Source organism: Streptomyces sp. 2A115 (assembly GCF_052245575.1).
Lineage (GTDB): Bacteria > Actinomycetota > Actinomycetes > Streptomycetales > Streptomycetaceae > Streptomyces.
In genome coordinates, this window is record NZ_JBQQCG010000039.1 from 1 (window position 1) to 14894 (window position 14894).

Below are 14894 nucleotides of genomic sequence, written 5' to 3' on the forward strand. Positions count from 1 at the left end.
CCCCCCCCCCCCCCCCCCGCTGCGGGGGGGAAGCGCCTGAGCGATTTAAAACGACGGGGGAATCGCGTCAGGCACTGCGGGGGGTGGCTGAGATGGTTCGTACGTCCGGGGCTTCCGGCTCGTCCAGCAGGTGGTCTCGCTGATCGAGGTTCACAAAGATCATGCCGTACCGAATGGCGCACCGGACCGGCTGTGGCGCCCCCCGGGGCCGCCGCAGACACCGGTACGCCCGGACATCCTCGTCGTCGTCCCGGGTCACCACGACCGGCTCTCCGAAGACGGTCACCATCAACGAGTCACCGCTGTGGGGGATAGCGGTGGCCAGGTCGATGAAGTGCCAGCCGGAGCGGTAGGCGGTGGCCATTTCGCGACGGAAGGAGCGGTCGTCAGGGGGCGTGGTCATGCTTCCGCGTCCGTAGGGCGAGGAGCGTCCCAGCCACTGTCCTTCGGAGCCGCCGGACCCGCCGCCTGGACGACGTCCCATCCACTGTCGGGCGGGTCTCCCGCGGACAGGCCCGTACCGCCAAGAGCACCAACGGCCACTGCAACGGAGAAGACGGCGGCAAGTACTGAACCAAGCAATCTCGCGCGCATAGTCGGCTTCGTCCTCACTTGATGGAATCTTCTCCCCCGTCGTGACAAGACGATGGCTCATTCAGGCACGTCAATGCCACAGGAGCGATGCATCATGTTCCTGCACGTTCAGGACCCTGGGGGGTGGAGAAATGACAACAAACAACTCAAACCAGACACATCCCCATGCCGTCACTGAGTTGTGTGACGAGGGAGAGCGGCTTTACGCCAGCGCTCTGCGCTCCGGAAAAATCACCCGCGGGGAGGTGGAACCCGCTCCGTGCCTGCTTGAGTTCGCACTGCTCCATCCCGATCCGGATGACGCGAACTGGCTGCGCCCAGTGCCTCCGACCGTCGCGCTCGCACGGCGGCTTCAGCCGCTGGAGCGCGAGATCCAGGAGCGCAGACGCCACACGATCGAACTGACCGAAACCTTCGATGCGTTCATCGCGATCAGCACCCAGACCCAGACGAGCATCCACGCCATCACCGTGCTGGAGGGGTTCGACCGGATCAATACGGCGCTCAACTATGCCACCGCCGAGTGCCATACCGAGATGTTGACCATCCAGCCCGGCGGCGGCCGGAATGCCGACACTCTGATGCAGGCCCTGGAGCGCGACAGGCCCCTCACCGATCGCGGGGTCCGGATGCGCACGCTGTATCAGCACACCGCCCGGCACAGCCAGAGCACACTCGCCTATATAGAGCGCATATCCGACGGCAAGATCCAGGTCCGCACACTGGAAGAACTCATCGAGCGCCTGATCATCTTCGACCGTACCGTCGCCTTCATTCCGGCCAGCGACGACCGGCGGGTGGCTCTCGAGCTCCGTCACCCCGGACTCGTCCAGTACCTCAGCAAGGTCTTCGAGCAGCTCTGGCAGCGCGCGGTGCCGCTGACGGAGGATGTCCCGAACGACGTCGATCCCAACGGCATCACCGTCGTCCAGCGCTCCATAGCCAAACTCCTCATAGAGGGCTACGTCGACGAGGCCATAGCCCGCCGCCTGGGTATGAACGTCCGCACCTGCCGCGCCCACATAGCCAAGCTGGCCTCCGCTCTCGGCAGCGGCAGCCGGGCGCAACTCGGCTTTCTCATCGCACAGTCGGGGATCCTGAACCAGGATCATTGAATGCCGAGAGAAGAGAGTCACAGGTGATCAACGGGCCGCACGGGCAAGGGCCGACGAACTCCGCACCGCCCGCGTCCACATCGCCGAACTCGCCGAGACCCTCGGCAGCGAGAGCCGCGCCCAGCTCGGCTATCTCATCGGCCGGTCGGGGATTCTGGAGCAGCCGGGCCAGGAGCGGTGAGCGGCAGCGGTTCGGGCAAGCGGGGCGGGCCGTCGAGGCCCGCCTGCGCGATCCGCACCCCCAACTGCGTACGGCTCGCCGCGCCCAGCGTCTCCGAGAGCCGGGCGATGTGCGCCCGGCAGGTGCGGACGCTGATGCCCAGCCGCTCCGCGACCACCGCGTCCTGATGGCCCTCGGCGAGGAGCGCGGCGATGGAGCGTTCGCGGTGGGTGATGCCCTCGATGCCGCTGTCCGGGATGGGCGCGGTGAGGGGGATGGCCAGCCGCCAGAGCCGTTCGAAGACCGTGACCAGGTAGTCCACCAGCGCCGGGTGGCGCAGTTCCAGGGCGATCGTGCGGTCGGGGCTGGCGGGGATGAAGGCGACCGTGCGGTCGAAGACGATGAGCCGCTCGGTGACCTCGTCGAGGGTACGGGCCTCGGCCGCGTCGCCCATCAGCTCCATGTAGTTGAGCAGACCCTGTCCGTGCCGGGCCACGTGCGTGTACAGGTCGCGCATCCGTACGCCACGCCGGCGGAGCTCCATCGCCCGGTGCAGGCCCTCGGCGAGTTCGTCCTCCCGGCGGATGCCGCCCGGCTGGACGGCCAGCACCTCGGACCTGCACGCCTCGGTCGCCTCGTCTATCGCGGCACGGATCCGGGGCAGTCCGTCGAGCACCCGGATCGCCGCGCCCTCGGCGGGCGCCCGCTCGTCGCCACCGAGGGTGGCGTACCACTCGAAGGCGGCCACCGCCGCGCCCATCCGCGACTGCGTCGCGGCGACGTGCCCGTGCATCTCCCGCAGCAGCCGCGTCATGACCTCCTGCGGCGAGGTGGGCACCAGCCACCGCATGTCGTCGGGGTCGGGATGGAGCAGCGCGAGCTCGACGAGACAGGGCACGGGTTCGGCGTCCTCGCGGGCCACCCGGCCGCGTCGTACCGCCCGGGAGTACACCCGGTCCCCCGCCTCGCACAGGCGGTCAGCACCGTGCGGATGCGCTTCCGTCCTGTGCCCGGCCATCTCCCCAACCCCCGGTTCCAGCCTCTTCGGAGCGCCACTATGCGCGGCCGCTCAAGCCTCCGCAACACTGGTCCGCCGCATTTATGTCCGGCATTGGCAAGGTCGATGCGCTTTTGCCCCCACCTCAGCTTGGCTCATTGCAACAAGCTGGTGGTGGGAACGGCACGCACTCCCAGCGCATGATGATGGAACCGGTTCCCCCGGCCACCAAGGCGCCTGAGCAACCTGGGCTCCGAACGCACCGCACGCTCGCAAGCGCTTCAAACGACGCTTTCCCTCTGACGTCAACACGATCTCGGCCGTGGGTGGATCATGCGGTACGCCTCCATCGACGGCCCCAACGTTCATCCCCGCCTGGGGCCGGTGATCGCCGTGCCGCACGTGACCATCCAGATCTATCCGTTCAGCGCCCAGGCGCACGCCGCCCCGAGCGGGAACTTCGTCCACATCATCCCGAGCACCTCGCAGCTCAGCACAGTGGTGCTGGAACAGCCCACAGGCGCCAGGTACTTGTGCGAGATGAACCAACTTCAGCAGTACAGCGAGATGTTCGACCGGCTCGCAGAGAACGCCCTCGCCCCCATCGACGTATCGTTGGCCCCGGAAGCACACTCAGTGAAGGACTCGCTGACCCTCATCCAGCACCTTCTCTACACGCTTTAGAGGGAAGCCAACATGTCCGACCTCGACTGGCAGAAGTCGACGTTCAGCGGCGGCCCGCAGGGCGAGTGCCTCAACATCGCCACCATCCCGGAGGGACTCGCCGCGCTCCTCCACCGTCTCAAGGCCGAACCGCCCACCCCGGCATGACCGTGAAACACCACGTGAGCTGCCGGAAATCGTCGAGTGATCGGCACGTTACGTACCGCACTTAACGTCAGGCCATGGCGGACATATTTGACGCATACGCGTTGGCCGACGCGTGGGACGAGATGTTTGAGCGGCCGGGTGAGGTCAGGACCGCCTATGAGCCGGTGCTGGCAGCACTTCAACCGATGGAACCGGCCGAACTTCGGTTCAGGGCCGACCAGATGGCACGGGCGTTCACGGACCGGGGCGTCACGTACGCCTTCGCGGGCGAGGAGCGGCCCTGGCCGCTGGACCTCGTGCCCCGGGTCCTGGACGCGCTGGAATGGGATCTGATCCAACGCGGGGTGTCCCAGCGGGTCAGGGCACTGGAGGCGTATCTGGCGGACGCGTACGGACCCTGCCGGGCCTTCGAGGACGGAGTCGTCCCCTGGAGACTCCTCCTCAACTCGTCCCACTTCCACAGAGCCGCGCACGGCGTGGAACCCCCGGGCGGCGTACGCATCCACGTCGCCGGCATCGATCTCGTGCGGGACGAGGCGGGTGACTTCCGGGTGCTCGAGGACAACGTACGGGTCCCATCCGGGGTCTCGTACGTCATCGAGAACCGGCGTGCGATGACCCGCATCTTCCCCTCCCTCTTCGCCGAGCAGCACGTCCTGCCGGTCGACGGCTACGGGCAGCGCCTGCTCGCGGCGCTGCGCGCGGCCGCGCCGGACGGGGTCGGCGATCCGCGCGTCGTCGTCCTCACCCCCGGCCCGAACAACGCCGCCTACTTCGAACACGCTCTGCTCGCCCGGCTGATGGGCGTGCAGTTGGTGGAAGGGCACGATCTGGTCTGCCGCGGCAACCGCGTGTGGATGCGGACCACGCGCGGTGAGATGCCCGTCCATGTCGTATACCGGCGGCTCGACGACGACTTCCTCGACCCGCTGCACTTCCGGCCCGACTCGGTGATCGGCTGCCCCGGCATCATGAACGCCGCCCAGGCAGGGAACGTCACACTCGCGAACGCCGTCGGGAACGGCATCGCGGACGACAAGCTGCTCTACACGTACGTCCCCGACCTCATCCGGTACTACCTCTCCGAAGAACCGATTCTCCCCAACGTCGAATCGTTCCGCCCCGATGAACCGGGGCAACTGGAAGCGGTGCTCGACCAGCTCCACCAGCTGGTCGTGAAGCCCGTCGACGGGGCCGGCGGACAGGGCATCGTCATCGGCCCGCACGCGGACAAGGACACCCTTGATCGCGTACGCAAAGAGGTCATCGCCGATCCGCGCGGCTGGATCGCGCAGCGTCCCGTCGCCCTCTCCACCTCCCCGACCCTCGCGGGCGACCGGATGGCTCCGCGCCACATCGACCTGCGGCCGTTCGCCGTGAACGACGGCAGCGACGTGTGGGTGCTGCCGGGCGGGCTCACCCGGGTCGCGCTCCAGGAGGGCAACCTCATCGTCAACTCCAGCCAGGGCGGCGGCTCCAAGGACACCTGGGTCCTCGCCGAGGGACCGAAGGACGGGCCGCTCCCGGAGGAGTCCACGGTCGTCCCGGAGGTCGCCCCGCGCCAGCTCGGCCCCGACGGCGAGCGCGCCCTCGCGCAGGAAGAGGCGCAGCAGCAGTGACGCCCACCCAAGGAATCCCCGCAGTCCCCGCAAGCCCCGGAGTTCCTGGAGTTTCTGGAGGAGGTACGGCCGTGAACGACGTGATCCTCTCCCGCATAGCCGAAGCACTGACCTGGACGGGCCGCTATGTCGAGCGGGCCGACGCCACCGGCCGCATCCTCGACGCGTATCTGCACCGGCTCCTCGAAGACCCCTGGCGGGACGAGGACGTGGCCTGCCGGTCCCTGTACGCGATCCTCGGCGTCGACGCGGGCACGGACCCCGTCGACATGCAGCAGGTCCTCGACCATCTGGCCTTCGACGCCCGTTCGACCTGCGCCATCGAGGGGGCCCTTGGCGCCGCTCGGCTGAACGCCCGCAGTGCCCGCGAGGCCGTGTCGTCCGAGATGTGGGAGTGCCTCAACTCCACCTGGCACGCCCTCGCCGACCAGCGCCTCGCCGCCCGCCGCACCGGCCCGTACGCCTATCTGGAACTGGTCCGCCGCCGGGCCGCCCTCTTCTTCGGCCTCGCCGACTCGACGATGAGCCGGGACGACAGCTGGCGCTTCGTCGTCCTGGGCCGGAGCCTGGAGCGGGTGGACATGACCGTACGGCTCCTGTCCGTACGCGTCCTGGACGCGCCGCACGCCCCCGACTGGCCGACGCTGCTCAGCGCGAGCGGGGCGGACGAGGCGTACGCGCGGGTGTACGGCGGCTTCGGGGACACCGCCCGGGTGGCCGAGTTCCTGATCATGGACCGGGAGTTCCCGCGCTCGGTGCTGCACGCGCTGACCACGGCGGAGGAGTGCCTGGCCGCGCTCGGCCGTCCGCGCCAGGACCCGGCGCGGCGTCCGATAGGCCGGATGCGTACGCGCCTGGAGTACCTGGACTCGACGGCTCTGGAGGACGTACTCCCGTCCCTCCTCCGGGAGCTGCAGTCGTCCTGCATGGCCTCCGCGGAGGCGGTCGCCGAGAGGTTCTTCCCGTACCAGGGGCCCGTCGAATGGGCCCAGGAAGGAGCGTGAGTACGCCGATGACACACCGACTCCGCATCCGTCACATCACCAAGGTGTCGTACGCGCAGGCCGCGGTCTCCTCCCACAACGAGGTGCGCATGACCCCGCTGACGCTGCCCGGCCAGACGACTCTGGACGCCCGGGTGCTGGTGAACCCGTCCACGGCGACCTGGTCGTACTGGGACTACTGGGGCACCCAGGTCACCGGCTTCGACCTGATGGAACCCCACGCCGACCTGACGATCACCGCGGTGAGCCTGGTGGAGACGGCTCCGCCCGGCGCCCTGCGGCCCGCGCCGAGCTGGGCGGAGGTGGCTGACCGGGCCGTCGGCTCCCGCCTGCTGGAACACGCGGTCCAGACGTCCCGTACGGCCGTCCCGGAGAAGCTGATCGAGCGGGCCCGCGCGGTGGCGGCGGGCCTGGACCCGCACGAGACGGCGGCGGCGGTGTCGGACTTCGTCGCCGACCACGTCTCGTACATCCCCGGCTCCACCGGCGTGAACACCAGCGCGGCGGAGGCCTGGGAGCAGGGCGCGGGCGTCTGCCAGGACATCGCCCACCTCACGGCGGGGCTCCTGCGCGGCCTCGGGCTCCCGACCCGTTACGTCTCCGGCTACCTCCACCCCGAACGCGACGCCGAACTCCATCGCCCCGTCGAGGGCCAGAGTCACGCCTGGGTCGAGTACTGGGCCGGCGACTGGACCGGCTACGACCCCACCAACCGCACCCGCGCGAACGAGTCCCACGTCGTGGTCGGGCGCGGCCGCGACTACGACGACGTGACGCCGCACAAGGGGGTCTATCGGGGGGTGGCCGGGGGGCCGCCTGAAGTGACGGTGGAGTTCACGCGGGTGGCGTGAACGGGTTGCCTCCGGCGGTTGGGCGGTTGATTGTCTGCGCGACCAGCCACTGACGGCCCGCACTGTACGAACCGACCTGAGGGGCGCTTTTAGGGGCGCGGGGAACTGCGCACCCAGCCCCCCACCCACCCGCACCAAACAACCGCCCAACCGCCGGAGGCACCCCCGCCTACTTGATGCGGAGCTCCTCGCACTCCGCCTCGTACTCGGCCGTGCAGATCTCGTCGACCGTGTAGGTGCCGTCCCGGATGACCGTCTCCTTGATGCTTTCCTTGGTCAGGGCGGAGACCTGGAGGAGGTTGGCCGGAATGTTCTCGTTGGTCGGGCTGGTGATCTTGTCAGGGGTGAGGGAGTCGAACTCGATGCCGTAGCCGCGGACCCGGGCCACGGCGATCTCGGCGGCGGTCTCGGCTTCCTTGGGGTACGGCTTGTAGACGCTCATGAACTGGTCGCCGTCGAGGATGCGCTGCACCGCCTCCAGCTCCGCGTCCTGGCCCGTGACCGGCGGCAGGTCGGTGATGCCCGCGGCCTTCAGCGCGGCGATGACGCCGCCCGCCATGCCGTCGTTGGCCGAGTACACCCCGGCGATGTTCTCCGCGCCGATGGAGGAGATGGCCGCCATCATGTTGGCCCGGGCGTTCGACGGCTTCCAGTCCTTGGTGTCGTACCGCTTGGCGATGGTCACCTTGCCGGTGAGCTCGCCGAGGGCGCCCGCCTTGAACTGGGCGGCGTTCGGGTCGGTCAGCGCGCCGTTCATCATGACGATCTTCTGGGACTTGTCGCCGTCCAGCGCGTCGCTGAGGGCACGGCCCTGCACCTGGCCGACCAGCTCGTTGTCGAACGAGACGTACGCGTCGATCGGCCCCTCGGCCAGCCGGTCGTACGCGACGACGGGAATCCCCGCGTCCTTGGCCTTCTTCACACCGGCGGCGATGGTCTTCGAGTCCACCGCGTCCACGAGGATCACATCGACCTTGTCGTTCACCATCTGCGCGAACTGTGTGTTCTGCACGTCGGCGTCCTGCTCGGCGTTCGCGTAGACGACCTTGCCCTTGCCGTTGGTCAGGTCGTCGACCCTTTTCTTGATGATGGGGTAGTCGAACTTCTCGTAGCGGGAGTTCGTCTTCTCCGGCAGCAGCAGGCCCACCGTGATGTCGTCGCCCCTGGCCGGGGTCTCCTCCCCGCCTGCGTCGCCGCTCCCGTCGAGGACTCCGCACGCGGCGAGCGTGAGGGCCATGCTGGAAGCGGCGATGGTCAGGGCGGTACGACGCATACGGCTGTTCACTTCAGGTGCCTTCCGAACGAGGGCGCAAGAGATCGGGCCCAGTGTCCAAAAGCCAACGCGGGGGTTCCCGAGGCGTCAAGGAGTAACTGCTAACGAGATCGCAACAGAATTGTGTGGAGAGACCGGGGTGAAGTAGGGGGGATCTGTCGCACGGGGGTCCACAGCCTCGTCGTACGGCGGGCATGGAGGTGGGGCGGAAGGGGGCAGAACACCACTCCTGCGCCACAAACGGGCCGAGGCCGCCTGAGCCCACTCGCTCCTCGGCGCCCGCCCTTCTCAGTCCCGCCCTTCTCAGTCCCACCCTGCTCAGTCCTCGGATCAGCCCTCGGATCAGTCCTCGGATCAGTCCTCGGGTCAGTCCTCGGGTCAGTCCTCGGGGTCGTTCGGGAAGCGGTCGGGGAAGTGGAGGAGGCGGGCCGGGGGAACCGGGAAGTCCTCGCTGTCGGGATGCTGGCCGGGGCGGGCGGACGGGTCGTCGGGTCGGCCCGGGTCGGTCGCGCGGGCGTGTTCGTCCCAGCCCGCACGGAACCAGCTCAGCTGATGCCGTTGCAGCTCCTCCTCGGTGAGGATGCGGACGCCCTCCGGGCCGGCCGCCCGGACCTTCTCGCCGAGCCCGATGAGCAGTTCGCCCACCAGCCTGGAGACACGTTCCGCCTCGTCGCCCCGGCCTTCCGGATTCCCCATGCCGCGCTCCTTCGAGGCCCCGGCCCCTTCGCCGTCAGCCGCCCTCCGGCAGGAACTGCCGGGCCACCTTGGCGAACAGGTCCCGCAGTTCGGGCGGTACGCCCATGCGGCGAGCCGCCTCCTCGGGGCTCAGCCGAGGATCCTCGCCGGCCGTGGCGTGCTCAACGCCGGACAGCGGCAGGTCGTCCTCGGTGAGCCGGCCCGAGCGGATGAGCATCTCCCGCAACGGGACCCCGAGCACGGTCGCGATGCGCCGCATCGTCTCCAGGTCGGGCATGGACTGCCGCTGCAGCAGCCGGCTCACGGCGGCGCGGTGCACCCCGGCGTCGTCGGCGAGCTTCGAACGGCCGCCGCCGCGCGGGCTGTCGATGTCGTAGCCGCGGCCGCGCAGGAGTTCCTCGATCCAGCCGGCGAACTCCTCGAGCCCCGCCGCCCGGTAACTCTGGTCGATACGGGCCCCGGCCCGTGAGCTGGCACCCATGTGTCGGCTCTCCCCTCGTCGCCGGGACAGCGTACCGATCGCGCACGCACCAACATGTGTGCGCGCTCGCGCGTAACTGTGGAGATTCGGCAACGCAGGCCTTGTCAGAGGCAGTTCGCACACCGTCCGCAGTGCCGTCATCACATCACCCTTCACGGAGCGTAACCACTTGCGCACGCGCTCGCATCATGCAACTCTACTCGCTCGTTCGCGACCATCGAACACATGTTCCCATAGCTGGGGAGGCGTTGCACGTGTCCAGCAGGCCGATCGCATCCATCCACGTCATGAGCTGGGGATTTCCAAGGATGTGCGAGGAGCTCGACCACCCCGGGACTGCCGCCCGCACGGTATTGCGCGCCTGCAACCACGGCGGGGAGGTCACCTGATGAGTGACGACCGCCGCGCCGTCTGGATCGCCTCGCTCGTCCGCCGGTTCCCCGATCTCGTCGACGAACTGGTGCCCGCGGTCCGCGGAGGGGCGCGGGAGCGCCGTGGCGGCGGGCCCACGGGAGGTACGACCGCCCCGGTCCGCCTCTACGTCTCCGATGCCGTGCGCGACATCACCGACGGGGTCGTCGAACTGGAGGAGGCCGTACGGGAACGGCTCGGGCTGCAGCCGGTGCCCCCCGCCCCGGTACCGGTGCGCCTGCGCCGGATCGCGGGCCTGCTGGAGCGGATCGCCGCCGATCCGCTGCTTGCCGGGCACGTCGAGGACGAGACCCGGCGGATGGCCGCGCGCTGCGCCCGCGCGCTCGGCGACCCCGAGCAGTTCGTACGGCTGCCCGGCCGCTGCCCCGCCTGCGACTGCGTCTCACTGCGGGCGTTCCCGGAGCGGGCCGAGGTGCGGTGCGTCAATCCCGTATGCCGTCAGGTACAGGTACTGGAGACCGAGGACTCATGAACACCCCTTTGATCACTGCCGAGTTGGCCGCCGACGAGGCGGGCGTCACGCCCGCGACCATCCGCAAGTGGGTGCAGCGCGGCCATCTGCGGCCCGCCGACACCCGGGGCCGGCGCCGCCTCTTCCGCCTGGAGGACGTCTTCGCGGCCGAGCGCACGACCCACCGCGCCCGGCGCGACGGCCACTGAGCGCTGAGCCTGGGCGCTCAGGCTGAGCGCCGGGCCTGAGCGTCGAGCACTCCGCGGGCCATGCGGTGGCGAAAGTGCGGGCCGTCAGTGGCTGGGCGCGCAGTTCCCCGCGCCCCTTGAAAACGGTGCCTCACGCCGGTTCGTACGATGCGGGCCGTCAGTGGCTGGGCGCGCAGTTCCCCGCGCCCCTGACGGGGCGCGGCCGCGCCTCAAAAGGTCCCGCCGCACACAACCCCGCGCCCCTCAAGGGTCCCGCCGCACACAGCGGCGGGACCCCTTCTATGTGTCTGTCCGCTCGAATAGCCGCCTGGCATAAGCCTGTTGCATGTTCCCGGAAGCCGTGTCACATTGGATGCAGCGGCAGAGCTGCGCCCGCAGGACGGGCGGCGGACCTGCCGCTTTGTGTTGCCCGGAATCTCCGGGCCCGGCCCAAAACCCCGTCTCCCGAAGGGAGCGTCCATGTGGCCATCCTGACCTTCCCCGACGCCGAGCAGCTGGTCGTCGACTTTCTCAAGAACCGGGCCGAGCTGACCGGTGTCACCGTCGACAGCCGCCCGCCGGCCGGGTTCGACGGCACCCAGAAGGTCGTCCTCGTCTCCCACATGGGCGGCGCCTGGGTCGACGACCAGCATCTCGACCAGCCGCTGCTCGACCTGGAGGCGTACGGCCCGGACAAGCCCACGGCCCACACCGTGGCGCTGTCCGCCCGTGCCTGCGTCCTGGAGCTGGCCGACACCGTGTACGGCTCCGCGGCCGTCGTCGATGTCTCCGAGGCCGACGGGCCGCGCTGGCTGCCCGACTACACGCGCTCGGCGGCGAACCGCTACCGCTCCACTATCCGCCTGCTGCTGCGGCTCGGCTGAGCCGCCCGGAAGGGCGTCAAGTTCCTTACGTACTCAAGGAGTTCGCATGGCAACGAACAACGGCAAGGAAATCCGCGTCGCCGGCACCGGCCGCGTCCTGGTGTCCCCCGCCGGGACCACCGCGCCGGCCAAGTCCGACGACGCCTGGCCGGCCGGCTGGGTGGAGCTGGGGTACACCTCCGTCGACGGCATCAAGCTCAACAAGAAGGACAAGATCGACCCGGTCGACACCTGGCAGTCGGCGAGCCCGGGCCGCTTCATCTACTCCGACCGCGACCTGACCGTGAAGTTCCAGCTGCTCCAGATGAACAAGAGCACGATGTCCTTCTTCATGGGCATCCCGGCCACGAGCATCACCCAGACCTCCGTGGGCGGCACGGCCGTGGCGGACACGTACGAGTTCCTGATCCCGAGCACTCCGCTGAAGGACGAGCGGGCGCTCGGCATCGAGTTCACCGACGGTACGGACGCCGTGTACCGCTTCATCCTGCCGCGCGGACAGGTCACCGAGACCGAGGAGCTGGGCTTCACGCGGACCGGGTCCGTGAAGCTGGGCGTCACCTTCACCGCGCTGGAGGCGGAGTCCGCCAACCGCGAACTGGCCAAGTGGATCATGAAGGACAAGGCGTACGCCGCCCTGTGACGGACCTTCTGATCCACCTTCCGTGACAGCCCGGTCGGGCTCGTCACCCGGGGCGGCGGGCTCCCCCACCCGCCGCCCCGGCCCTCAATCCCGTACAGCCACACCCGTACAGCCGCAAGGGAGTTCACCCATGGCCGGATTCAACGTCAACGCGGCCCGCGCCCAGCGCCTGGAGGCGCTCGGCCGGAACTGGACCTTCGAACTCGACGACGACAGCTTCGAGCTGCCGACCGAGCTCACCCGTACGACCGCGCGCAAGCTGCGCGACCTCGACGACAACGACGTCGACGGGCTGCTCCGACTCCTCCTCGGAGAGGGGCAGTTCGCCCGGTTCGAGGAGCACAACGTCACCATGCAGGACATCGCCGCCATCCTGGAGGCCTACGGCAAGGAGACGGGGCTGGGCCTGGGGGAAGACTGAGCCTCGGTGAGCTCGTCGAAGAGCACGCCGAGGCCCTGGAGGCGGACCTGCTCCGCCACTACGGGGCCGACCTGCTGGACTGGCACCGGGGGCGGCTGTCCTCGCGGCGGCTCGCGGTGCTCGTCCGGCATCTGCCCCGCGACAGCGCCCTGCTGAGGGAACTCCACGGCGAGGCCGCCGAGTGGACGGCGACGGACTACCTCCTCGCCACCGTCGTCGACCAACTCGCCGAGGCCAACTGGATGTTCGCGACGGTCAACCGCGACGAGGACAGCGAACCGCTGGACTACCCGCAGCAGGTCCCCCGGCCCGGAGGCTCCCCCCTCCCGCCGGCTCAGGAACCGAGCGGGGACACGACCGAGGCCGGGCGGCCCAGTCTGTCGGAACTGGTGGACTTCTTCTCCTGACCTGGGATTCTCCGGAGCTGAGATTCTCCGGACCTGAGATTCTCCGGACCTGAGATTCTCCGGACCTGAGATTCTCCGGACGCGTGGACACGAAATCCGTCAGATAGAGATCTGAGCAGCGGCGGTAAGCAGCAGGAGGATTCCGGAAGTCGCGCCGATCACCAAGGGCACCACACCGCGGCCGAGTTCCTTCGCCATCACGGCTCCCCGCGGGTCCTTCGGGTCGTATATCACGTCGACCTTTTCGCCCACGGCGGCGGGCGGGAATTTGTAGCCCTGGGTCTCGCAGGTGTACACAGCCCCCTCCGCGACGAAACGGAGCTGAAGACGAACATGGCCTTCCGCGTTGCGTCCGTGATTGACGCACTCAGCCTGGACGACCACGCCCCGGCGCCTGAGATTTCCGTCACGCCAGATGAAGAGCAGGGATCCGAGCAGTAAGGGAATTCCCAGAATCAGCACGCCCAGCGAATAGTCACGCAGCGCCTCAAACACGCCCCCCACTCCCATCCCTCAAGCAACACACAGGCTCTTCGAACCCTAGCGGCCCACCGTCGGACTGCCTAGGGAGCAGCCATCGGCACGGCGGCCCTCCATCTTCGACACAACCCGGGGAGAAACGGTGAGCCCGAGAACAACCGACGAAATCTACCAAAAAGTATCCGAAGTAAAGACGCTACTGGCAGACAAACAGAGCGCTTGCCTGACGAAGGCGCACTTCGACGCAGCCATCGACAAGCTCTCGAAGCCGACGCCGGCGGCCCCCGCGTCGAGCAGCCCCGGGGTCGCCGAGCAACTCGCCCCGCTGACCGGAGCCCCTGAAATCATCACCAACTTCATGAAGAAGGAATGGATTCCGCTCGGGATCGCGGCGATCGGCGTTCTGGGGATCAAATTCCTCAACTGGGATGTACTCGGAAAGAATCTGCTCAGGGGTATTCGGCTGGAGCTGAAGCCCGAAAAATTCGGCGGAATCGGCCGGATCCCACGCGCCCAGCCCACCCCTCAGGTTCCGGTCACCAGCATCGACGTCGACCGCCTCAAGGGCATGCGCAGCGCCTCCATCGCGCTGTCCCGCTCGCTGAGCGATCTCACCAAAGAAGCGGGCAATGCCGCACGGCAGATCGCCTGACCCAACAGGGAGTTCCCATGTCACTCGCGCGTAGTTCGGCCACCGCCGCCGCAGCGCTCTCGCGGCTGCGCGGCGCGGTCTCCCAGGCATCGTCCTCCGTACGGCAGTTGCGCACCGCGGCCGGCGGTGCCAATCCCGCACTGGACAAGATCCGCGGTGGCTCCGACAAGCTCAACACCTCGCTGGGCCGGCTGAGGACGGCTGCCTCGCAGAGCGGCAGCGGCCTCACGAAGATCGGTTCCGCGGCCCGGGGCGCCGACGGCTCCCTCAACAAGTCCAGGTCCGCCACCGACAAGTTCAGGACCTCCCTCGACCGCCTGAAATCCTCCGCCGACAAGACGAAGAACGCCCTGCGGGACGTCAAGCGGCAGGCCGACGCCGTGGAGAAGTCCGTCGGCCAGGCCGGCAAGAACGCCGACAGGGGCGGGAAGTCCATGGGCAGCCTCGGGAAGGGGCTCAAGGGGGCGTCCACCGCGCAGAAGGGGCTCAATCTCGCCATGCGCGCCAACCCGTTCGGGTTGATCATGACGCTGCTCGCCCCGCTCATCACCCAGTTCGTCAACATGGACAAGGTCGCCGCCGCGGTCCGCAAGGGCCTCAGCGCCGCCTGGAGTCACATCAAGAGCTCCTCGCAGTCCGCGGCACCGGCGACGTCGTAATCCTCGGCCAGTCCGTCGTCCACTCTTCAAGGGCGTCGTCAACGGGTTTCTGACGC

Annotated in this window: 20 protein-coding genes; 14 read left to right on the top strand and 6 right to left on the bottom strand. The window is 68.7% G+C overall.

Annotated features, from left to right (window positions below):
- Positions 1-67 precede the first annotated feature (67 nt).
- The gene (locus tag ACTWQR_RS29495) at positions 68-403 is read right to left on the bottom strand and encodes a hypothetical protein (RefSeq protein ID WP_443230236.1); all 336 of its coding nucleotides are present in this window, start codon (positions 401-403) and stop codon (positions 68-70) included.
- A 322-nt stretch (positions 404-725) separates the two neighbouring features.
- On the opposite strand from ACTWQR_RS29495, the gene ACTWQR_RS29500 reads away from it, so the two are divergent.
- Positions 726-1709: a helix-turn-helix transcriptional regulator gene (locus ACTWQR_RS29500; protein ID WP_443230237.1), complete on the top strand. Its 984-nt coding sequence runs from the start codon at positions 726-728 to the stop codon at positions 1707-1709.
- A 134-nt stretch (positions 1710-1843) separates the two neighbouring features.
- Here the strand turns inward: ACTWQR_RS29500 and ACTWQR_RS29505 are convergent, their stop codons facing one another.
- Complete coding sequence (locus ACTWQR_RS29505; RefSeq protein ID WP_443230238.1) at positions 1844-2887, bottom strand: LuxR C-terminal-related transcriptional regulator; 1044 nt, start codon at positions 2885-2887, stop codon at positions 1844-1846.
- A 312-nt stretch (positions 2888-3199) separates the two neighbouring features.
- Here ACTWQR_RS29505 and ACTWQR_RS29510 point away from each other — a divergent pair, with 312 nt between their 5' ends.
- The 5 genes from ACTWQR_RS29510 (at position 3200) to ACTWQR_RS29530 (ending at position 7171) form a co-directional block, all read left to right on the top strand.
- Positions 3200-3550, top strand: coding sequence for a Scr1 family TA system antitoxin-like transcriptional regulator (locus ACTWQR_RS29510; RefSeq protein ID WP_443230239.1), 351 nt, complete (start codon positions 3200-3202; stop codon positions 3548-3550).
- 12 nt (positions 3551-3562) lie between these two features.
- On the top strand, positions 3563-3697 hold the full coding sequence (locus ACTWQR_RS29515) for a hypothetical protein (RefSeq protein WP_443230240.1): 135 nt from the start codon (positions 3563-3565) through the stop codon (positions 3695-3697).
- A gap of 74 nt (positions 3698-3771) precedes the next feature.
- Positions 3772-5316 (top strand): circularly permuted type 2 ATP-grasp protein, encoded by a 1545-nt coding sequence (locus ACTWQR_RS29520; protein ID WP_443230241.1) that lies wholly within the window; start codon positions 3772-3774, stop codon positions 5314-5316.
- 71 nt (positions 5317-5387) lie between these two features.
- Positions 5388-6320 (top strand): alpha-E domain-containing protein, encoded by a 933-nt coding sequence (locus tag ACTWQR_RS29525; RefSeq protein ID WP_443230242.1) that lies wholly within the window; start codon positions 5388-5390, stop codon positions 6318-6320.
- Between the two features lie 8 nt (positions 6321-6328).
- A complete protein-coding gene (locus ACTWQR_RS29530; protein WP_443230243.1) occupies positions 6329-7171 on the top strand; it encodes a transglutaminase family protein in 843 nt (280 codons plus the stop codon).
- Positions 7172-7340: 169 nt separating this feature from the next.
- Here the strand turns inward: ACTWQR_RS29530 and ACTWQR_RS29535 are convergent, their stop codons facing one another.
- The 3 genes from ACTWQR_RS29535 to ACTWQR_RS29545 all read right to left on the bottom strand — a co-directional run bounded on the left by ACTWQR_RS29535 (position 7341) and on the right by ACTWQR_RS29545 (position 9621).
- The gene (locus ACTWQR_RS29535; protein ID WP_443230328.1) at positions 7341-8444 is read right to left on the bottom strand and encodes a sugar ABC transporter substrate-binding protein; all 1104 of its coding nucleotides are present in this window, start codon (positions 8442-8444) and stop codon (positions 7341-7343) included.
- 378 nt (positions 8445-8822) lie between these two features.
- Entirely contained in the window at positions 8823-9140 is a 318-nt protein-coding gene (locus ACTWQR_RS29540) for a hypothetical protein (RefSeq protein ID WP_443230244.1), read from the bottom strand.
- Positions 9141-9174: 34 nt separating this feature from the next.
- Positions 9175-9621, bottom strand: a complete 447-nt coding sequence (locus tag ACTWQR_RS29545) for a helix-turn-helix domain-containing protein (protein WP_443230245.1) — start codon at positions 9619-9621, stop codon at positions 9175-9177.
- A gap of 388 nt (positions 9622-10009) precedes the next feature.
- On the opposite strand from ACTWQR_RS29545, the gene ACTWQR_RS29550 reads away from it, so the two are divergent.
- The 6 genes from ACTWQR_RS29550 (at position 10010) to ACTWQR_RS29575 (ending at position 13047) form a co-directional block, all read left to right on the top strand.
- Positions 10010-10525, top strand: a complete 516-nt coding sequence (locus ACTWQR_RS29550; RefSeq protein WP_443230246.1) for a hypothetical protein — start codon at positions 10010-10012, stop codon at positions 10523-10525.
- Complete coding sequence (locus ACTWQR_RS29555; RefSeq protein ID WP_443230247.1) at positions 10522-10713, top strand: helix-turn-helix domain-containing protein; 192 nt, start codon at positions 10522-10524, stop codon at positions 10711-10713. Before ACTWQR_RS29550 ends, ACTWQR_RS29555 begins: the two co-directional genes overlap by 4 nt.
- A 461-nt stretch (positions 10714-11174) precedes the next feature.
- Complete coding sequence (locus ACTWQR_RS29560; RefSeq protein WP_423690671.1) at positions 11175-11576, top strand: hypothetical protein; 402 nt, start codon at positions 11175-11177, stop codon at positions 11574-11576.
- Between the two features lie 46 nt (positions 11577-11622).
- Positions 11623-12219, top strand: a complete 597-nt coding sequence (locus ACTWQR_RS29565) for a phage tail tube protein (protein WP_443230248.1) — start codon at positions 11623-11625, stop codon at positions 12217-12219.
- Between the two features lie 130 nt (positions 12220-12349).
- On the top strand, positions 12350-12640 hold the full coding sequence (locus ACTWQR_RS29570) for a hypothetical protein (RefSeq protein ID WP_443230249.1): 291 nt from the start codon (positions 12350-12352) through the stop codon (positions 12638-12640).
- Positions 12641-12756: 116 nt separating this feature from the next.
- Positions 12757-13047 carry a hypothetical protein gene (locus ACTWQR_RS29575; protein ID WP_443230250.1) on the top strand — a complete coding sequence of 97 codons (291 nt, stop codon included), beginning with the start codon at positions 12757-12759 and terminating at the stop codon, positions 13045-13047.
- 99 nt (positions 13048-13146) lie between these two features.
- Here ACTWQR_RS29575 and ACTWQR_RS29580 read toward each other — a convergent pair whose 3' ends face one another.
- The gene (locus tag ACTWQR_RS29580) at positions 13147-13542 is read right to left on the bottom strand and encodes a DUF3592 domain-containing protein (RefSeq protein ID WP_443230251.1); all 396 of its coding nucleotides are present in this window, start codon (positions 13540-13542) and stop codon (positions 13147-13149) included.
- 127 nt (positions 13543-13669) lie between these two features.
- On the opposite strand from ACTWQR_RS29580, the gene ACTWQR_RS29585 reads away from it, so the two are divergent.
- Together ACTWQR_RS29585 and ACTWQR_RS29590 are read left to right on the top strand one after the other, a co-directional pair.
- Positions 13670-14179 (top strand): hypothetical protein, encoded by a 510-nt coding sequence (locus ACTWQR_RS29585; protein ID WP_443230252.1) that lies wholly within the window; start codon positions 13670-13672, stop codon positions 14177-14179.
- A 17-nt stretch (positions 14180-14196) separates the two neighbouring features.
- On the top strand, positions 14197-14838 hold the full coding sequence (locus tag ACTWQR_RS29590; protein ID WP_443230253.1) for a hypothetical protein: 642 nt from the start codon (positions 14197-14199) through the stop codon (positions 14836-14838).
- Positions 14839-14894 lie beyond the last annotated feature (56 nt).